At 49.8% G+C, this 18,667-nt stretch carries 17 protein-coding genes, 4 tRNA genes and 1 pseudogene; 4 read left to right on the top strand and 18 right to left on the bottom strand.

All coding sequences use genetic code 11. The features are described from left to right. Nucleotides 1–53: 53 nt before the first annotated feature. The 12 genes from BUB06_RS20540 to BUB06_RS20485 all read right to left on the bottom strand — a co-directional run bounded on the left by BUB06_RS20540 (nt 54) and on the right by BUB06_RS20485 (nt 8,243). Nucleotides 54–482, bottom strand: a complete 429-nt coding sequence (locus tag BUB06_RS20540; protein ID WP_039317986.1) for a YqaA family protein — start codon at nt 480–482, stop codon at nt 54–56. Beyond that, entirely contained in the window at nt 479–1,045 is a 567-nt protein-coding gene (yqaB, locus tag BUB06_RS20535; protein WP_039317983.1) for a fructose-1-phosphate/6-phosphogluconate phosphatase, read from the bottom strand. Before yqaB ends, BUB06_RS20540 begins: the two co-directional genes overlap by 4 nt. Before the next feature lie 386 nt (nt 1,046–1,431). Then, nucleotides 1,432–1,508: transfer RNA gene (locus BUB06_RS20530), tRNA-Arg, on the bottom strand. A gap of 52 nt (nt 1,509–1,560) precedes the next feature. Further along, a tRNA-Arg gene (locus BUB06_RS20525) sits at nt 1,561–1,637 on the bottom strand. A gap of 71 nt (nt 1,638–1,708) precedes the next feature. Further along, a tRNA-Arg gene (locus BUB06_RS20520) sits at nt 1,709–1,785 on the bottom strand. Between the two features lie 8 nt (nt 1,786–1,793). Next, nucleotides 1,794–1,886 (bottom strand) — tRNA-Ser (locus BUB06_RS20515). 293 nt (nt 1,887–2,179) lie between these two features. Next, nucleotides 2,180–2,365 (bottom strand): carbon storage regulator CsrA, encoded by a 186-nt coding sequence (csrA, locus tag BUB06_RS20510; protein WP_005972168.1) that lies wholly within the window; start codon nt 2,363–2,365, stop codon nt 2,180–2,182. A gap of 324 nt (nt 2,366–2,689) precedes the next feature. Further along, on the bottom strand, nt 2,690–5,317 hold the full coding sequence (alaS, locus tag BUB06_RS20505) for an alanine--tRNA ligase (protein WP_039475863.1): 2,628 nt from the start codon (nt 5,315–5,317) through the stop codon (nt 2,690–2,692). A gap of 138 nt (nt 5,318–5,455) precedes the next feature. Then, nucleotides 5,456–5,950 carry a recombination regulator RecX gene (gene recX / locus BUB06_RS20500; protein ID WP_010307191.1) on the bottom strand — a complete coding sequence of 165 codons (495 nt, stop codon included), beginning with the start codon at nt 5,948–5,950 and terminating at the stop codon, nt 5,456–5,458. A 45-nt stretch (nt 5,951–5,995) separates the two neighbouring features. Beyond that, nucleotides 5,996–7,069: a recombinase RecA gene (gene recA / locus BUB06_RS20495; RefSeq protein WP_010285348.1), complete on the bottom strand. Its 1,074-nt coding sequence runs from the start codon at nt 7,067–7,069 to the stop codon at nt 5,996–5,998. Between the two features lie 107 nt (nt 7,070–7,176). Further along, nucleotides 7,177–7,671: a nicotinamide-nucleotide amidase gene (pncC, locus tag BUB06_RS20490; RefSeq protein ID WP_039475861.1), complete on the bottom strand. Its 495-nt coding sequence runs from the start codon at nt 7,669–7,671 to the stop codon at nt 7,177–7,179. A 236-nt stretch (nt 7,672–7,907) separates the two neighbouring features. Continuing rightward, complete coding sequence (locus BUB06_RS20485) at nt 7,908–8,243, bottom strand: hypothetical protein (protein ID WP_039475858.1); 336 nt, start codon at nt 8,241–8,243, stop codon at nt 7,908–7,910. 481 nt (nt 8,244–8,724) lie between these two features. On the opposite strand from BUB06_RS20485, the gene BUB06_RS20480 reads away from it, so the two are divergent. The 3 genes from BUB06_RS20480 (at nt 8,725) to BUB06_RS20470 (ending at nt 11,748) form a co-directional block, all read left to right on the top strand. Further along, entirely contained in the window at nt 8,725–9,213 is a 489-nt protein-coding gene (locus BUB06_RS20480) for an SRPBCC family protein (protein WP_039475855.1), read from the top strand. An 82-nt stretch (nt 9,214–9,295) separates the two neighbouring features. Beyond that, entirely contained in the window at nt 9,296–9,970 is a 675-nt protein-coding gene (locus tag BUB06_RS20475) for a MarC family NAAT transporter (protein WP_010307203.1), read from the top strand. A gap of 179 nt (nt 9,971–10,149) precedes the next feature. Then, a complete protein-coding gene (locus BUB06_RS20470; RefSeq protein WP_039475851.1) occupies nt 10,150–11,748 on the top strand; it encodes a sensor domain-containing diguanylate cyclase in 1,599 nt (532 codons plus the stop codon). A gap of 266 nt (nt 11,749–12,014) precedes the next feature. Here BUB06_RS20470 and BUB06_RS20465 read toward each other — a convergent pair whose 3' ends face one another. After that, the gene (locus BUB06_RS20465; protein WP_039475988.1) at nt 12,015–13,205 is read right to left on the bottom strand and encodes an MFS transporter; all 1,191 of its coding nucleotides are present in this window, start codon (nt 13,203–13,205) and stop codon (nt 12,015–12,017) included. A gap of 121 nt (nt 13,206–13,326) precedes the next feature. Continuing rightward, nucleotides 13,327–14,208 (bottom strand): LysR family transcriptional regulator, encoded by an 882-nt coding sequence (locus BUB06_RS20460; protein ID WP_039475849.1) that lies wholly within the window; start codon nt 14,206–14,208, stop codon nt 13,327–13,329. A 215-nt stretch (nt 14,209–14,423) separates the two neighbouring features. On the opposite strand from BUB06_RS20460, the gene grxB reads away from it, so the two are divergent. Continuing rightward, the gene (gene grxB / locus BUB06_RS20455; RefSeq protein ID WP_039475846.1) at nt 14,424–15,059 is read left to right on the top strand and encodes a glutaredoxin 2; all 636 of its coding nucleotides are present in this window, start codon (nt 14,424–14,426) and stop codon (nt 15,057–15,059) included. A gap of 288 nt (nt 15,060–15,347) precedes the next feature. Here the strand turns inward: grxB and BUB06_RS20450 are convergent, their stop codons facing one another. The 4 genes and pseudogenes from BUB06_RS20450 to BUB06_RS20435 all read right to left on the bottom strand — a co-directional run. Beyond that, nucleotides 15,348–15,770, bottom strand: coding sequence for a bacteriocin immunity protein (locus BUB06_RS20450; protein WP_039475843.1), 423 nt, complete (start codon nt 15,768–15,770; stop codon nt 15,348–15,350). Between the two features lie 134 nt (nt 15,771–15,904). After that, on the bottom strand, nt 15,905–17,245 hold the full coding sequence (locus tag BUB06_RS20445) for a glycosyltransferase (protein ID WP_048329364.1): 1,341 nt from the start codon (nt 17,243–17,245) through the stop codon (nt 15,905–15,907). 11 nt (nt 17,246–17,256) lie between these two features. Continuing rightward, on the bottom strand, nt 17,257–18,108 hold the full coding sequence (locus tag BUB06_RS20440) for a TauD/TfdA dioxygenase family protein (RefSeq protein ID WP_039475840.1): 852 nt from the start codon (nt 18,106–18,108) through the stop codon (nt 17,257–17,259). A 54-nt stretch (nt 18,109–18,162) separates the two neighbouring features. Then, nucleotides 18,163–18,576 (bottom strand): annotated as a pseudogene (locus tag BUB06_RS20435) (L-tyrosine/L-tryptophan isonitrile synthase family protein); the annotation flags it as partial. Between the last annotated feature and the right edge of the window lie 91 nt (nt 18,577–18,667).

Genomic DNA, 18,667 nt, shown 5'->3' with positions numbered 1-18,667 from the left:
TTGTAAGCATAATTGAAACTCAGCAGCACTCACCAGTTCGCATTGCAATCTGGTTAAGACCACCACGCCATCCCCTGCAACGTTATACCCGTCAATACGATATACCGCAGCGCTTTTCCAATACCGATGAAAACCGCCGATTGCATCCAGGGCATGCGTAGCCAACCCGCTAACACGCACAATAAATCGCCTACTACCGGCACCCAGCTAAATAACAACGCAGCACAGCCATAGCGCTGTAACCAGCGCATGGCCACCGAATACCCAGCTTGTTGTTTTGGCTGAGGGAGTAAGCGCCCTATAAAAATATTTGTTAACCCGCCCAGCGTATTTCCTACCGTTGCCACAGCAATCAACAGGTAGGGCTTTGCGCTGTCAGCAAGCAATAACGTTACCAGCAGCACTTCCGAACTGCCAGGCAGCAGTGTTGCACTGAGCAGGCTACTCCAGAAAAGAGAAAAAACAGCCCAGAACTCACTCACAATGTACGGACGTCAACCACGGCCATGTTAGCGCGTTTAGCGGCTTCAATGCCGTAGTCAGCATCTTCAAACACGATACAGTGTTCTGGTGCGACAGAAATCAATGTAGCGCAACGCAGAAAGGTATCGGGGAAAGGCTTATGTTGCATAACATCATCAGCCCCAACGATTGCATCAAAATAATCATGCAGCCCTAAATGCGTTAGCAATCTATCAGCCATGCCATGCGTGCTACCTGTGCCAACTGCCATCGGACGCCGTCCGCGATAGTGCTTAACAACATCAATCAGCGGCAGTGGTTTTACGGTATCCAGCAGCATTTCTTCAACAACAGCGGTTTTTTCCGCCGCGAGTTGGTGAGCATCAATATCAGCCTGATGACTGTCGATAATACGCTGTGCAATACGCCAGGTGGGCGAGCCGTTTAATGCAGTCATGGCACTGGCATCATATCTCATGCCATATCGGGCAAGAACCTGATCCCACGCTTTATGGTGCGTTGGTTCGGTATCAAGCAGGGTGCCATCCATATCAAAGATCAGCCCTTGATAGCGATCGTACATCATGACTCCATGATCACTGAAAAGAGAGCTTACTTTATCGTAAAGTGAAAACGTTGTCGCTTATTCAATAACCTTATAAAAAACAGGTTATTACCTCCATAGTAGTAGGCAGCCTTCATTTACTCGTCGGCTCAATATCAATATAGGCAAGAGAGAGGTAAGGATTAATACACGGGAGTAATGAGAAAAATATCATTCTGATATCAGCAGAACAGAAGGCTGTGCCACCAGAGCGCGAAAATAGGGTAGAGAGCGGTTGCTAAAACAGAAATGGGGCATCAGAGAAAATTATCTGGCTTGCTTAGTACTTCAGGACGTTGCTAAAACAAGGTTACTCTACGCTTATCGATTAACACTAAGGTAAGAGTTTTATTTACATCGAAATATGGTGCATCCGGGAGGATTCGAACCTCCGACCGCTCGGTTCGTAGCCGAGTACTCTATCCAGCTGAGCTACGGATGCAGAGTGTGGTGCAGAAATAATGGGGTGAGCAATTAAACGAGATACTTAAGAATGGTGCATCCGGGAGGATTCGAACCTCCGACCGCTCGGTTCGTAGCCGAGTACTCTATCCAGCTGAGCTACGGATGCATTGATAATTCTTCATCTGCGACAAAACTTGCTTTCACTAATACTACTTCCCTTGCAAAGGCAGTGTTTAATGGTGCATCCGGGAGGATTCGAACCTCCGACCGCTCGGTTCGTAGCCGAGTACTCTATCCAGCTGAGCTACGGATGCATATTAAATGGCGGTGAGGGAGGGATTCGAACCCTCGATGCAGCTTTTGACCGCATACTCCCTTAGCAGGGGAGCGCCTTCAGCCTCTCGGCCACCTCACCTTACATTACCTGATTCGCTACTAAGAACTTCTTGTTAGTGCTCACCGGTACTGCGTGGCGCACATATTACTTTCCCAGACTTATAAGTCAAACAATTTTTCCCACCTTGTGTTCGTTTGAACAATTCGCATCCAAGACGAGCACTTTCACAACAAAAAGTCTATTTTATCGACAGAAAAACAGGCGGTTACCTTGCCAAAGGAAGTGCACAATAAAAATGGATATATCGATAAATGTGTGGGGAAAAGCGGGAAATAACAAGTGCGTCCCGCGAACACGAGACGCATTGTCAATCAATATGACGTTGGTTGAGATTTTTCGGCCTGAATACGCTGATAGATCTCTTCACGGTGGACAGAAACCTCTTTAGGTGCATTAACACCAATACGCACCTGGTTGCCTTTCACTCCTAATACGGTAACCGTTACCTCATCGCCGATCATGAGGGTTTCGCCAACTCGACGAGTCAAAATAAGCATTCTTTGCTCCTTGAAAGATTATAAAGAGTCGGGTCTCTCTGTCTCCCCGCCATTATCCATCATGTGCCGTGAAAACGTAAACCTAGACGATGGTATAACCACACCATCACACCCCGGTTTGTCACTACTTGTTAGTTTAGTCGATATCAGTAGCTTGTGCTTTTGTTATCACAACAACAGGACTGAGCATGTAAAGCTTCAGAATATCTGAAGGTAACACACTTTCTATCCTGCTTGCCGGATCCTTTTCCGCAGACAAAAACGCCACAACCAGAAAGTTATGGCGTTCTTGTTGGATAACGCGAATAAAACGTTATCTGTCGTTTATAGCTTAGCAGCAACCCAAGATTCAACGCTTGCCAGCGCAGCAGGCAGTGCAGACACGTCTGAACCACCAGCCTGAGCCATATCTGGGCGACCACCGCCTTTACCGCCAACCTGCTGGGCAACAAACCCAATCAGTTCACCGGCTTTTACGCGGTCAGTCAGATCTTTCGTTACACCAGAAATCAAGCTGACCCGGCCTTCTGCCGCCGTTCCGAGAACGATAACAGCAGAGCCAAGCTGATTCTTCAAGTCGTCAACCATCGTGCGCAGCAGCTTAGGATCCACGTTGTCCAGTTGCGTGACCAGCAACTTCACACCGTTAACCTCTTTTGCTTTGCCAGACAGCGACGAGCTTTCCTGCGCCGCTTGTTGAGCCTTCAACTGCTGAAGCTCTTTCTCCAACGCGCGGGCACGATCCAGAACAGAGCGTACCTTATCCGTCAGGTTGTGACTATCCCCTTTCAGCAGTTGCGCAATGTCTTGCAAAACGTCGCTCTGGCGATGCAACGCAGACAACGCATTCTCACCCGTGGTCGCTTCAATACGACGCACGCCGGCAGCAGTGCCTGATTCAGAAATGATCTGGAACAAGCCAATATCACCGGTACGGCTTGCGTGCGTGCCCCCACAAAGCTCAATGGAGAAATCACCCATCGTCAGAACACGGACATGGTCATCGTACTTCTCACCGAACAGCGCCATCGCGCCCTTCGCTCTCGCATCATCCAGCGCCATGACATCCGTTTGCACGGTAAGGTTACGGCGGATTTGCGCGTTGACGATGTCTTCAACCTGACGAATCTGCTCAGGCTTCATCGCTTCCGTATGTGAGAAGTCAAAACGCAGATAGCTATCGTTAACCAGAGAGCCTTTCTGCGCGACATGATCGCCCAGAACCTGACGCAGCGCAGCATGCAGCAGGTGCGTCGCGGAGTGGTTCAGACGAATGCGATCGCGGCGTTGGCTATCAACGTTTGCCTCGACACTGTCGTTAACACGCAGCGTACCCTGAGTCAGTTTACCGACGTGACCAATTGCCTGACCGTATTTCTGAGTATCCTGAACAGCAAAGCTGACACCCGCATTTTTCAGTTCACCCTGGTCGCCAACCTGGCCACCGGATTCACCATAAAATGGCGTTTCGTTCAGAATCACAACCGCTTCATCACCAGCCGCAATCTGATCAACCGCGTTTCCATTGTGATAAATCGCAATAACCTTCGCTTGCTGCTGCGTTTTTTCATAACCGCAGAATGGCGTGTTCTCATCCACACGGATAAGACTGTTGTAATCTACGCCAAATCCGCTGGCTCCACGCGCGCGCTGGCGCTGCGCCGTCATTGCGGCTTCAAAGCCTTCTTCATCGACTTTCAGGCCGCGCTCGCGGCACACATCTGCCGTGAGGTCGACAGGGAAACCATAGGTGTCATACAGGCGGAAGGCGGTTTCACCGTCCAGCGTATCCCCTTTCAGGTTTTTAATTTCTTCGTCCAGCAGAGACAAGCCGCGTTCCAGCGTGCGGGCAAACTGTTCTTCTTCCGTCTTCAGCGCCTGCTCAACCACAGACTGCTGTTTTTTCAATTCTTCAGCCGCTGGCCCCATGACTTGAATCAGCGGCGCAACCAGTTTGTAGAAGAAAGCATCCGTAGCGCCCAGCATATTACCGTGGCGCGCAGCGCGGCGGATAATACGGCGCAGAACATAACCACGGTTTTCATTAGATGGCATCACGCCATCGGCAATCAGGAACGCACAAGAGCGGATATGGTCAGCGATAACACGCAGCGATTTGTTGGTTAAATCCGTCGTTCCGACGGCTTTCGCTACCGCATCAATCAGCGTTTTGAACAAATCAATGTCATAGTTTGAATTGACGTGCTGCAAGACGGCAGAAACGCGCTCTAACCCCATGCCGGTATCGACGGAAGGTTTAGGCAGTGGCAGCATGGTGCCGTCAACCTGACGGTTGAACTGCATGAACACCAGGTTCCAGATTTCGATATAGCGATCGCCGTCTTCATCAGGGCTTCCCGGCGGTCCACCTGCGATGTGCTCACCGTGATCGTAGAAAATCTCGGTACATGGACCACACGGCCCCGTTTCCCCCATCTGCCAGAAGTTATCAGAGGCGTAAGGTCCGCCTTTGTTATCACCAATACGAATAATTCTTTCGCGCGGCACGCCAACTTCATCAGCCCAAATGTCATAGGCTTCATCATCCGTTGCGTACACAGTTACCCACAGTTTTTCTTTCGGCAGATTGAACCACTGAGGAGACGTCAGCAGTTCCCACGCATAGCGAATCGCATCATGCTTGAAATAGTCACCGAAGCTGAAGTTACCCAGCATTTCAAAGAAGGTATGGTGGCGTGCGGTATAACCTACGTTTTCCAGGTCATTATGTTTACCACCGGCACGTACGCAGCGCTGCGAGGTCGTCGCTCGGGCATAGCTGCGTTTATCCAGACCGAGGAACACATCTTTGAACTGGTTCATACCCGCATTGGTGAATAACAATGTCGGATCGTTGTTCGGCACCAGAGAGCTGCTATCAACAACCTGGTGTCCCTTACTGTGGAAAAAATCGAGAAACGCTTGACGGATCTCAGCGGTGCTCTTGCTCATAATTGTCCTGGAATCAAGCTAGAAGAACAGATCGCGGGCAAGGTTAGTCCAGCATGCTGACGTTACCGAGCAACTCACGAACAAAAAAGTGGGAATAAGATAAATTTTCTTCGATGGGAAGTAAAATCCCGTGTGCGTTCAATCTGAAAAATTCGTATAAATTGACTGGATTTCTTCATGAAAGAAGCCACGATAAAGCAGATATCGCTGATGTTTGACTTTGTCTTTCCATTCATCGGACAGAGGATGCCCGAATTTTCGTTCCACAACCGATTTCGCCAGTGCACACCAATCGATATCACTCTCGTTTAATGCTGTGGCTAACGTTGTCTTATCGATTCCTTTCTGGCTTAGCTCCATTTTGATCCGCTGGGCACCATAGCCTTTGCGGCTCCGGCTGCTGATATAGCGGCGAGCATAGCGCTCGTCATCCAGCCAACCGTGTTCCTTGCAGTAAGCAATAGCCGCTTCCACATCTTCTGCCGCAGCTCGGGCTGTGGCTTCGTCTGCCTCATCTTCTGCTTTTGCGCTTTCTGACTTATATAAATACGCCGCACATTTGCGGCGTATTTCGGTTTCACTATAATCGCGAACAGAAAGCACATTCATCGCATAGCGTAATGGTTTATTCATCCATCTATCCGCTGAAGTGCCCTGTCACAATCCATTCAGCCACCATTAAAACTCTTCGTTGCCTTCACCAGCGAATTCATCTTCGTCATGGCTATTTCCAGCGGCGGCTGGCGTCAGTTCATTGCCTTTGTGCAGCAACATTTCACGCAATTTCTTGTCCAGTTCCGCAGCAATCGCCGGGTTCTCTTTCAGGAAATTACAGGCATTCGCTTTACCCTGACCGATCTTGTCGCCGTTATAGCTATACCAGGCACCGGCTTTTTCGATCAGCTTGTGTTTCACACCCAGATCAACCAGTTCACCGTGGATATTGATGCCTTCGCCGTACAGAATTTGGAATTCAGCCTGTTTGAACGGTGCTGCTACTTTATTCTTAACGACTTTCACGCGGGTTTCGCTGCCGACCACTTCTTCGCCTTCCTTGATAGCGCCAGTACGACGAATATCCAGACGAACAGAGGCGTAAAACTTCAGTGCGTTACCACCGGTAGTCGTTTCAGGGTTACCGAACATCACACCGATTTTCATACGAATCTGGTTAATGAAGATCAGCAGCGTATTGGCTTGCTTCAGGTTACCCGCCAGTTTACGCATAGCCTGGCTCATCATACGAGCAGCCAGCCCCATGTGGGAGTCGCCGATTTCACCTTCAATTTCGGCTTTCGGCGTCAGTGCCGCAACGGAGTCAACGATGATAACGTCAACAGCACCGGAGCGCGTTAGTGCATCACAGATCTCCAACGCTTGCTCGCCGGTATCCGGCTGAGAACACAGCAGGTTATCGATATCTACGCCAAGCTTTTTCGCATAAATCGGGTCCAGCGCATGCTCAGCATCGATAAACGCACACGTTTTGCCTTCGCGCTGAGCGGCAGCAATAACCTGTAAGGTCAGCGTTGTTTTACCGGAAGATTCTGGGCCATAAATCTCAACGATACGCCCCATCGGTAAACCACCAGCCCCCAAAGCGATATCCAGGGACAAAGAGCCTGTAGAAATGGTTTCAACATCCATTGAGCGATCCTCGCCCAACCGCATGATAGAACCTTTACCAAATTGCTTTTCGATTTGACCCAGTGCTGCCGCAAGTGCCTTTTGTTTGTTCTCATCAATAGCCATTTCTGCTCCTGTCATGCGGCGTAAAGCTGCTGTCTCTACGCGGCTGCTTAATCATGAATTGCCGAATAATTACTGACATTATACTGTATGCGCATACAGCATCAAGGTTATTTTTTCAGAAACGTGTCGAGCAACGTTTGCAGCGCAAAATGAACCGATTGCAGACGCACCGCGTTTCTGTCTCCGCTGAACCGCATTGTCCGGGCGAATGCCCCACCCTGTTTGTCAGTGAAACCAAACCATACCGTGCCGACAGGTTTCTCTTCGGTTCCCCCGTCTGGCCCGGCGACGCCGCTTACCGATATGGCAAAATCTGCATCGGCGGCCTGCAAAGCCCCTGCGGCCATCTCATTGACGACGGCTTCACTCACCGCACCATGCTGTTCAAGTGTCTCTGCGTTCACATTCACTAGACGCTGCTTGGCCAGATTGCTGTATGTCACAAAGCCGTAGTCAAACCAGCCAGAACTACCCGCGATATCGGTAATAGACTTAGCCAACCAGCCTCCGGTGCAGGATTCCGCACATGTCAGCGTGGCACCACGCGCCTTTAGTTTTTCGCCCACCAAAGCACTTAACCGCAGAATGTCAGCTTCCGTCATTGCCGCCTCATCTTAATCAAGGATTGTTGGGTCAGGGTAACACTTTTCCCTGAAAAAGACGCTCCGCTACGCGGTATGCGAAGCGCATAGCAAAGAAGATGAAAAAGGAATGAAAACCGAAGAAGAGCGAATAAAACGCTGCCGAATAATCAGAGAGAAAATAGCACGACGCTAATAGAGTAGTCGGCTGGCAGGAATACAGAGGGTATAGGTGTAATTAATAATGATGGAGCAATTTACATACAGCCAGCGCAACTGGTGCATCGCCAGTCCTGCTTATTTATAGCCTGAAAGAAATATCTGAAATAACACTCTTCAATAGGGACATTATTTTCTTCAAAGCTATCGGCCAGCCAGTCGATATTTTCCAGAATCCAATCATCTTCATCGAGTCCGTCCCGGTACATTTCATCATCAGGATCGATGATAGAGTAGATCCCCATCGTTCCCATATGATTTTCTTTATATTTTTCCGGTAACCTGAAATCGTTTTCTTTATAAGATATTAACCAGTGGCCGTGGCAAAGCAGGTTGCCATTACGACTCCACCTAGCAACAAATGGATTACTCATATTTATTCCTACCAGCATAAAAGCTGGTTATAAACGTATCACGACATGCCTATAAAGTAAATTACCACACAACTAGCGCGCCATTTTAAAAATAGAATATAGGGATACAGATTCATTACATCTTAATAGGTACAAAACCATTAACCATAAATTGATAAATATCAATTTACATAGCAATAAAATATCTAAACAAGGAAGTATAAATAAAAAAAAGCCCACTAAAAATAGTGGGCGGGGTACGGCTATTATCGTTATGTAAAAACCCTGGTGTTTTGCGGCACGTCATTCGGCTTCTGTCTGACTCTTACAGTACCGAACGAAGATTAATGCAACATTAGGCGTGGAAAAATTCTGACGATTGCTGTGATAGCCTGCACCAACACTATCGCCACCGTCTCCGCTTTGCTTCGTTGGTCGAGATCGGTCAGAATGGCCTGCATATGCCCATAAAGGGGTAATAATCCATTAGGGAGGATGACGGGTGTTTCCCTCTTTCTTAAGAAAAACCGCAGCGAAAAACGGCAGTTATGCCAATGAAATCAGCAGCAGTATCACGATCAATCGCCCGGCAGAACGCTTGTTTGATCTCTGGCGCAAACCGGAAACGTTGCCGATCCTGATGGGCCATTTCGCCAGTATCGAGATACTGAACTATACCGACTCTAACTGGCGGATTAACACGCCGATTGGCGCGCTCATTGAGTGGCAGGCTCGTATTATTGATGAAAAACCGGGGGAGTATATCCACTGGCGTTCGCTGGAAGGGGCACGGGTTCCCAATGAAGGCAGGCTTTCTTTTCAACCGGCCACATCGGAAGCGGGTACAACCGTAACGCTGACAATTCGCTACAACCCACCGGGGGGCTTGATTGGGAAAAAGATCGGCCAAATGTTTGATATGTTTTCTCGCGATATGCTGACGAAAACGCTCTATCGTTTCAAAAAATTAGCGGAGGATGAACTGGCCTAAGCCACATCAGACACCATAGCAGCAGGTCATCATTGGCCATTTTCCTGAACTGACGAAAGCGCCCCACTAAAAGGAACGTAGAATGCTGGAATTGATTCAAACCATTGGTCTTGGTCTGGTGTTAATCCTGCCACTCGCGAACCCACTGACAACGGTAGCGGTATTTTTAGCGATGTCCGGCAACATGAGCCAAGGGGAACGAAATCGCCAGATCTTTCAGGCCTCGCTCTACGTCTTCATTATTATGACCGTCGCGTACTACGCGGGTCAGGTCGTAATGAATACCTTCGGAATTTCCATTCCTGGGTTGCGCATTGCTGGCGGGCTCATCGTCGCATTTATCGGTTTTCGCATGCTTTTTCCTCAGCAGAAGCCAGAACATGCGCCTGAAGTCAAAAGCAAAAAAGAAGAAATTAACGACAGTTTCTCCGCCAATGAGGTCAATATCGCCTTCGTTCCATTGGCGATGCCCAGCACCGCGGGGCCAGGAACCATTGCCCTCATCATTAGTTCTGCCTCACAAATCAAGAGCGGTGTCGATATCACGCCATGGGTGATTACCGTTGCCCCCGTACTCACGTTTATGTTGATCAGCCTGATCGTCTGGCTCAGTCTGAAAAGCTCTGGCCTGATTATGCGTCTGATCGGGAAAAGCGGCATTGAAGCCATTTCACGGCTGATGGGGTTTCTGCTGGTTTGCATGGGCGTGCAGTTCATCATTAACGGTACGCTGGAGATCGTACATTCCCTGCATTAAATTGAAGATGCGGGAGAGATATCAATACGTTGCCAGATAGCCCAATTAGCGTCTATAACTTTGAATGGCGGGTTATTCATTGGTCGCAAGCGAATACCCCGCCAGTTTGCCATTGATGATGACATAACAAAAAGAAAGCGTGATTTTGCTTACCTAGCGGAAAATAGGTGCGGCCAACAATGAAAATAAAAAAACGATTCCCAATCAATTTACGTTCACTCATTTTATCCCTCGCCATTATCAGCATGATCATCACGCTGACCAACGCCTATGTTGCCGTTTATAACGTACAGAAGAAGCTCATTACCGATCAGATACTGAGTTCAAACCTTAACTATTCGTCCAAATTAGCGGCTACCACAGAAAGTTTTTTATCTTCGGCACAGCAGGAGCTGGCTTACAGCGCGACATCAGTCGCCGAGAGTTTTAGTGACGATGCCGCGCTACTGGGGAAAAGTGAACAGACATACCGCATGAGCCAAAGTTTTAATTCTATTTTCATTGCGGATACCCAGAATAAGATACAAGCGGTTTACCCAACCTCGCTGAACCTGAAAGGAAATACACTGACTTCAGAGGCCAGCAAGCTGGCGTTGGTGGAACAGAAACCGTTAATCAGTCAGCCTTATGTCTCTATGTCCGGGAATTTAATCGTACTGGTGTCTTCCCCGATAAAAGACAAACAGGGAAATTATCTCGGTTACATCGGCGGGACGATTTATTTAAAGAGTGAAAGCGTCTTAAACGAATTCATGAATACCCATTTCTATAACGATTACTCCAGCGTTTACGTGATCGATAAAAATGGGGTTGTCCTCTACCATCAGGATAAGCAGTGGGTCGGTAAGCCCGTCAGCGACGAAAGAATCAAAGAGGTGTTTCGGGACAAGAAAAGTGGCACCGCCGCCATGCCCGATATGCAGGGCATGCCGTCTCTGGCGGGTTTCGATACGGTCAATTCATCCGGCTGGATCATCATTACCTTACACCCTTCTCAAACCGTTATCGATTTGCTCGACAGCGTAATGCGTTCCGTCTTATATGAAGGTGCGCCAGTGATGATATTAACGCTTATTGCCCTCACTCTACTCGCGTTCTCTATTGCCAACCCTCTGCGCTTACTGGCCGTTTCTGCCAGTAAAATGGAGGAACCCGATGTCATTGAAAAAATTAAGAAAGTTCCCTCTTGGTACTTTGAAGTTGACCAGCTAAAACGCGTCATTCTTTTCGGTACTCTGCTGCTGCACAAACGAATTGGCAAACTGAGTTTGCAAGCCCATACCGATCCGCTCACTGGGTTGCTCAATCGCCGTGGCATCTATGAAAGCATTGAACTCATTCTCTCAAAGAGCAATCAGGTTGCCGCCATCGTGATTGATATCGACCACTTCAAACGCGTGAATGATACCTATGGGCACAATGTTGGTGACGATGTCATCAGGCTGTTGGCGAAAAACATAAAACAGGGAGCTCGCGAATCCGATCTGATTTGCCGCACTGGCGGAGAGGAATTCCTCGCACTTCTACCCGATACGGACATGACGCAGGCCGCTGATATTGCTGAACGGCTGCGTAAAAAAGTCGAAAAAATGCCGCTACCGATTCCTGAAAACATCACGATTTCATTAGGCGTCACCTGTTTTATTCCTGGAATGGAGCAGATCGATAGCGTTTTGAAAATCGCGGACGACGCCCTCTATCAGGCCAAGCATGAAGGAAGGAACCGAGTCGTTATCAAAGTCGCTTCCGATCATTCAGTTAATCACGACACGGAATAGACACGTTCAACACGAATCCCGCGAACGGGAAAGCAGGAAAAAAAAACCCGCACAAGGCGGGTAAGGTCATTCTAATGACAGGGATGGTTAACTACACAACACTCACAGAGATGTGGGGTACTGACAAGGGATGGAAGGACTATAGCAAGCCAAATGTATAGTATTGTCATCAGCAAGTAAGGTTAATCTACTGGTTGTAAAACAACATTGGTGAGACTTCCCAGCCGCCATATCTGGCTATTTCAACCTGCTTTCCCCGATCGTAATTACGCTTTTGGGGTTTTCATCAGCGCAACCAGCAGCGCCATAATTGCCAGAACACTGGCAAGCGCTCCGACCATCAACCATCCTCCCTGATGCCATGCGGCCATCGCAACCGAGGAACCCGCCGCACCGCCCAGAAACATACCGCCCATGAATACGGTATTAATCCGGCCTCTGACCGCTTCACCGAGCCCGTAAATCACATGTTGATTGGCAATTAACGCACTTTGTACACCGAGATCGAGCAGGACAACACCGATAATCAGGCCAATAACGGAATCGAAACCGATGAATATTGCCCATGAGAGCAGCGTCAACAGCGCGCCGGCAATCACAACCGGGCGGCTGCCGATTCTATCGGCCAGTCTTCCCGCCAGCGGAGCCGCAAAAATTCCCGCTACACCAATCACGCCGAACAGGCCCGCAGCGGCAGCGCCCATTTGAAAACGTCCGCTTGCCAGATACAGCGCAAGCACACTCCAGAACGCGCTGAACGATGCAAACAACAGCGCCTGAATCAGCGTGGCTTTACGCAATGCGCGTTCATCCCGCCACAGCGTCACCAGCGAACGCATCAACTCACGGTAACGAACGGTTTGATTCGATGGTGAAGCCGGTAACATTCTTCCCATTGCCCACGCGCCCGCTAGCGCCAGCGGCACGCTCAGCCAAAACATCGCCCGCCAGCCTGCGCTTTCCGCCACCAGGCCCGCAATCGTACGGCTAAGCAGAATGCCGCTTAATAGTCCGCTCATCACCGTTCCAACAATCGCACCACGCTGTTTCGCATCAGCAAGCGCCGCCGCAGCCGGAACAATCTGCTGTGCGGCGGTCGCCCCAAAACCGATGAGCAGCGAAGTACCTAATAACGCGACAGCCGATGTCGACAAGGCCGCAAACGCAGAAGCCAACGCCAGCAGCAAAAATTGCCACACGATCAGCCGACGCCGATCGAACTTATCGCCGAGCGGAACCAGCAGTAGCAGCCCCAAGGCGTAGCCCAACTGCGTCACGGTCGGGATCAGCGAAACCGCCCCGCTTGACGTAAAGCTTTCGCCGATCACGCCCAGCATCGGTTGGTTGTAATAGATATTGGCAACAGAAATACCGCTGGCTGCCGCCATTGAGAAAATCAATACTTTGCCGGGAGCCTGCTGCGTTCTGATATCGGCTTCGCTGGATAATGTACTCATCATCATACCTGTCTGTGTGTTTCCTGCCGGAAGTCGGCAGGTGATGAGCAGAGCATAAGGTGCCCTACTCATTCCCAGTAGAGAGGTAAAATGGATATCAGCTATTCCAAAGAGGAATACGTCAGGAGAAAAGATGCTGAACGAAATCGGTAAAAATTCTGGCGCGAGCTGATGTCATGCGGCCTCCAGGGTAGACAGCCCACAGATCCATCTTACCCAGCGACCATGAATCCAGCGCGGTGACGACCTGCCCGCTTTCAAGCTCTGGTGCAAACATCCATTCCGACGCCACAATCAGTCCTACACCGGATAGCACCGCTGCACGCACGCCTTCCGCCGCAGAAACACGGATACGCCCATTGGGGAATACCGTGGTCTGTGTTCCATTCCGAGAAAAAATCCAACGATCGGTTCTCTCTCCCTGCAAATAGATGACAGCAGGATGCGCGGCCAGTACGTCAGGAGAAGCTGGCACACCATGACGCGCGAAATAGTCAGGGGTCGCCAGCAGGCGCATAGAACACGATGCTAACCGCTGGGCAATCAGGCTTGAATCCTTCATTTCGCCCAAACGCAATGCCACATCAATTCCTTCAGCAATCAGATCGATCGGGCGATCGTCCAGAATAACATCAATATTTAGCTGGGGATGCTCGGCCATGAATTCATGGAGCCGCGGTATGATGAGTTGTCTGGCGAAAGTTACGGGTGCACCGATACGTAACCGTCCAGACAGCGCAGTGCTCCCGCTAACCACATGCTCTTGAGCATCCCCCAGTACCTTTAACGCAGGGGCGATTTGCTCATAAAAATTCTGTCCAGCTTCTGTCGGCGTCAGCCCTCGGGTAGAGCGGAGCAGCAACGGCGTTGCCAGCTGATTTTCAAGCTGCATGATCGCTTTGGACACCGCAGGCTGCCCAATACCGAGCCTGCGAGACGCAGCGGAAAACGACCCCGTTTCAAAAACGCAGATAAATGTTTCCAGCGCGCTCAGGCGATCCATGATTTCTCTTCCGCAAAAGGGGGGTCACTGCATCATACAGGAATCCTACGAGGATAAAGCGGATCCACACCGCACCCTTCTTTTCCCTGCCATCGCCATCTTCAGGCACATTCGCTTTACGGCCAACCGTATCAGGTATTACTCTGATGGAATAACTTGTCATGACAGGGCTAGCAAATTTTTGCTGACTTTTTCAAAATCTTACGAGGCGATGCATGAAACTTTTCATTTACGAACACTGCCCATTCTGTGTCAGAGCCAGAATGATTTTTGGCCTGAAAGATCTGCCTGTTGAGCAATCCGTCATTATGGAAGGCGACATCGACACGCCAACGCGCATGGTGGGCCGCAAAGTGGTGCCGATCCTGCAAAAAGAAGATGGCAGCTTCATGCCGGAAAGCATGGATATCGTCCACTATGTCGACAGCAAGCAAGCACCATTAATCGCCGACAAACCGGTTGATGCTGAGATTGAAGCCTGGTGTAAATCTGTTTCCAGCGCGGTGTTTAACCTTGCGATCCCTCGCTTCACAAAAGCCGATTTCAAAGAGCTTTCCACGCCAGAGGCGCGTCATGCCTACATTCTGCGTGAAGAGAAAGCCTTCGGTGACCTGGATGCACTGCTCGCAAAAACGCCGGAACTGATTGCGGAAGTGGAGCAGAAACTCAAGGCGCTGGAGCCACGTCTGGCAAACGTCAGCACCATTTCCACCACCGATTTTATTCTGTTCCCGATCTTACTGTCGCTCACGATCGTGAAAGGCGTGCAGTTTGGCCCTAACGTCCACGCCTACCTTGAGCGTGTCTCAACAGCCAGCAAGGTCGACTTGTTGACCGATAAGGCGCTGTAAAATAAAAATATATACCCTAAATAATTCGAGTTTCAGGACAAAACGTTAGCGTTTTGAACAACGCAAAGCGTTGGCCCTTTAGGGCGAGGCTCATTTACGCGCCTCGTAACGCGGTAAGGGAAGGAATCCCGATGAGCTTACTCAAGTAAGTGATTCGGGTGACTGAACGCAGCCGACGCACATGCAACTTGAAGTATAACGGGTATAGAAACAACAAAGGAGCGGCTTATGGCGGCTCCTTATTTTTAGCAACGTTCGGATAACGTGGTTCATTTACCGAGATCAGGATTATTGATCCTTGGGATTGAGCTCACATCCTTCTACGTCGTGTTCAAGCTCGATCACGGAATACGCCTGAGCATTTTTCGTTTTCTTTATCAGGAAAGGACTTGTCGCAAAGTAACTCCCAATGTGGGCATCATCCACGAAACAGGCAATGATCTCCTTTTCATTTTCCGAGATAATACGTAGTGAATACGTCCAACTACCATCTTTTCGCGCTGCGTCTGCCCAGTCGTTTTCCTGGCTAAACACATAGTCATCGGTATCCTTCAGCAGCGTCCCCTTGGGGAAATGTTTCGGCCCAAAAGAACTGCGGAAAGTGGTCACATCCAAATGCTTCAGCACCGTCAGCGCATCCGTTTGTGTTGCCGAAAAACCGGTCTGGGGAATCATCAATACTGAAAAAATCACGGCCAACAATAGCTTCATTTACTGCAACCCTGCGATAGAACATCCGTGCGCGTATTCTATTTTAAAAACACAATTCACAATAGCGTTATGGGGCACTGTTTCACCCCATAACGCGTGACCGATTTCAGCAGGTTACTACGATGAAATAATGGCTAAACACGAAGCAGAGAAACATCCTTACCTGATGTTATACCGCCCTCTTTTAGTGGACATTCATTTGGAAGGCATAGCGCATTCACTTCGGCCTTAATCAGAGCAAGCGCATCATGGCTTGCATAATCTGCCTGAATCCATCTTGCACGCTGTAAATAACCAGGATCCTCCAATATCTCAATAACAGACCGCTTAATCTGCTGTTCACTCGGCGTACTGGTTTGCAGGTTAATCCCACATTTGGCAAATACCACACGCGCAGCACCTTCCTGCTTATCTTCCCCAACACCGGCCACAATTAAGGGAACGCCATCTTTCAGCGCAGCATTAATCGAACCGTATCCGCCATTGCTGATGACAATCGACGCCCTTGGCAGCCAATCGTCATAAGAGAGGAAGCTCACCACTCTGGCATTTTCAGGCAAGGAGGCTTGCAGCGAATCAACCGAACGCCCCCCGGTGGTCGCCAGCACTCTGACAGGTAAGTCAGCTAATGCGCGCAGCGCTGGCCCAATGAGCTGCTGGAGATCGACATTCGCCAGTGTGCCTTGTGAAACGATAATAAGTGGCCGCTTGTCGTCCGGTGCCCACCATTGCGGAACACGTTCTGCTGCTGCGTGGTGGGATAAGGGCCCAATAAATCGCACGCTTGGTGGCAAATCATCACGCTGATACTCAAGTTCAGTGGTGGATAACTGTAAGAAACGATCGCAACGGCCAATCAGCGTATCCATAAAAGGCTGTTCGAGAGGCTTTCCTCCCGACTGCACCATCGCATGATTAAACGTGTGCTGAACCTCGCTCATCAATCCCCGCGTTTCTTCATCGACCAGTTGTTCATGGCTCAGGTCAGGCGGCAGCAATTTGGGAGGAATGCGAGGCCCATAGAAAACAGAATCTCGTGTCGAATAGGACAGCGGCGTAACGCCTATTACGATGACGGGCGGCCGTTGCCCGGAGAACAGCAAAGGCAAGACACCATAAAAACAGTTTTCAACGATGAGCAAATCGGCGTGGGTCTTTGCCAACGCGTCACGCAGTTGCCGATCCAGCAGTGGAATCGGTGCCGCAAAGAAATCTTTTAGAGCCAGAGCCATCTGCGCATTACCCGGCGGCAACATCGCGCGTTGGGGGAAATGCTGCTCAAGGTGCCGGTAGTCGAAATCAATGTCATCGCTAAAAGGGATAAAACCGACGCCAGCGGCCTCCGCCTGCTCACGGAACAACGCACCGCTAAACAACGTGACATCGTTCCCCTGCGCAACCAGATAGCGAGCGATAGTCAGTAGCGGGTAAACGTGCCCCGGCGTCGCCATCGCTGCCATAAGAATATGTGCCATGATGCTTTTCCTTATGCCGCGTTATCAATGCAGGTATTCACACAAATCGGGGTGCCCTGAATATGCACGCGCTGGAGGTGGCGTGCAGAATGCGCCGTAAAGGCTTCACGACCATGCAGCAGCGAGAAGTTGTCGGCTATGACAACATCGCCCTGTAGCCATTGATGCGCATAGTAATAGCGGGGATCGTACAAATGCTGCCGTAACGTCTGGCTAAATGCGTTTTGCGTTTCCGGCGTAACATTGTGGTATTCCAGCGCATGCTGATTAAGGAAACGCTCCCCTTCGGTTGGCGGCTCGTTATAACGCATAATCTCACCCGTGCCGTTGGGATGCGGGATGACCAATGGAGATGTGACTTCACCACCGTAATGCACAACGGCTTTAATACGGTAAGTGATTGAAACACGTCGCCACTCATCGACTAACTGTGCGTCTGTCTCTGCCAACAAACGCGTGGTATCGACAAACGTGGTACGTCCGCCTTGATCCTGCCCCGGCGCAGAAACGCAGTGGAACAGTTGAAATTCGGGGATGGTTGGTTTGTACATACCATCCCAGTGCAACGGCACATAGCTGTTATCAAAGATGTGATCCTTGGTATCCGCATGCTCCTTGACGTCCAGCACAGCCCCGAAAGGCCACATCATGATTTCCCCCCAGTGACCGGCATACTCGGTCAACGTTTCAGGATCGGAAAACCTAGAAGAAAACCCACGCAGTACCAGAAGATGATGTTCGCGGGCGAGCTCACGCAATGTATCAATCGGTAGTGTGGCAATGCTCTGCCCCGTTTCAACAGGTGTCAATAACGCGCCAAAAGGGGAAAGCGATTCGATGCGACAGTTCATGTTATTTTCCATCGTGTATATTCCTTTATAAGATGACAATCTTGATGTCTCAGTGAACGATAACGCTTATGCCATATCAGGCTGTTTAACTAAGTAATGGCTAGGCGTACCGCGGATCTCCACAACCTCACCGTCCAACTGCTGTGCATCCGTATTTTTCATAAGCACAAACTGCCCATTAACATTGGCAGCCACACCATGCCAGGGCGTCAACCAATCGTCCTTAGTTGGCATCATATGAATACCCAGCTTCAGGCTGTCCGAAGGCTGGGGGTGAATAGACAGTCGGATGGCATCTGGGAATTGTTCAGCAAGCAGGTTGCCCCACGCCCAGCTGCGTTGAATAACGCCACACGCGCGTTTTTTGGCATCCTTCTGTAAGGCCGCATTAGAGCCGGTATAGTCAGGCCGCAGGCTATCCTCATAAAGAAAGCGGGTTATTGAACGATAAAGCTGCAAGCCTTCTTCGCTCTGCATGAGTAACCGTGTTGCCAGTCAAGCACTTCAATCGGTTACGACGCCGTAATTTTTGTCATAGGGCTGTTGAGTATGAAGTACGCCATAGCATAGA

Origin of the sequence: Pectobacterium carotovorum (genome assembly GCF_900129615.1) — a bacterium.
GTDB classification, from domain to species: Bacteria; Pseudomonadota; Gammaproteobacteria; order Enterobacterales; family Enterobacteriaceae; genus Pectobacterium; species Pectobacterium carotovorum.
This window is presented reverse-complemented; position numbering and strand designations above follow the sequence as displayed.

Excerpts from the sequence above, each read along its gene's own strand:
- yqaB (WP_039317983.1), bottom strand. The coding sequence starts at position 1,045 with ATGTACGATCGCTATCAAGGGCTGATCTTTGATATGGATGGCACCCTG.
- csrA (WP_005972168.1), bottom strand. The coding sequence starts at position 2,365 with ATGCTTATTTTGACTCGTCGAGTTGGCGAAACCCTCATGATCGGCGAT.
- alaS (WP_039475863.1), bottom strand. The coding sequence starts at position 5,317 with ATGAGCAAGAGCACCGCTGAGATCCGTCAAGCGTTTCTCGATTTTTTC.
- recX (WP_010307191.1), bottom strand. The coding sequence starts at position 5,950 with ATGAATAAACCATTACGCTATGCGATGAATGTGCTTTCTGTTCGCGAT.
- recA (WP_010285348.1), bottom strand. The coding sequence starts at position 7,069 with ATGGCTATTGATGAGAACAAACAAAAGGCACTTGCGGCAGCACTGGGT.
- pncC (WP_039475861.1), bottom strand. The coding sequence starts at position 7,671 with ATGACGGAAGCTGACATTCTGCGGTTAAGTGCTTTGGTGGGCGAAAAA.
- BUB06_RS20485 (WP_039475858.1), bottom strand. The coding sequence starts at position 8,243 with ATGAGTAATCCATTTGTTGCTAGGTGGAGTCGTAATGGCAACCTGCTT.
- BUB06_RS20475 (WP_010307203.1), top strand. The coding sequence starts at position 9,296 with ATGCTGGAATTGATTCAAACCATTGGTCTTGGTCTGGTGTTAATCCTG.
- BUB06_RS20470 (WP_039475851.1), top strand. The coding sequence starts at position 10,150 with ATGAAAATAAAAAAACGATTCCCAATCAATTTACGTTCACTCATTTTA.
- BUB06_RS20465 (WP_039475988.1), bottom strand. The coding sequence starts at position 13,205 with ATGAGTACATTATCCAGCGAAGCCGATATCAGAACGCAGCAGGCTCCC.
- BUB06_RS20460 (WP_039475849.1), bottom strand. The coding sequence starts at position 14,208 with ATGGATCGCCTGAGCGCGCTGGAAACATTTATCTGCGTTTTTGAAACG.
- grxB (WP_039475846.1), top strand. The coding sequence starts at position 14,424 with ATGAAACTTTTCATTTACGAACACTGCCCATTCTGTGTCAGAGCCAGA.
- BUB06_RS20450 (WP_039475843.1), bottom strand. The coding sequence starts at position 15,770 with ATGAAGCTATTGTTGGCCGTGATTTTTTCAGTATTGATGATTCCCCAG.
- BUB06_RS20445 (WP_048329364.1), bottom strand. The coding sequence starts at position 17,245 with ATGGCACATATTCTTATGGCAGCGATGGCGACGCCGGGGCACGTTTAC.
- BUB06_RS20440 (WP_039475840.1), bottom strand. The coding sequence starts at position 18,108 with ATGGAAAATAACATGAACTGTCGCATCGAATCGCTTTCCCCTTTTGGC.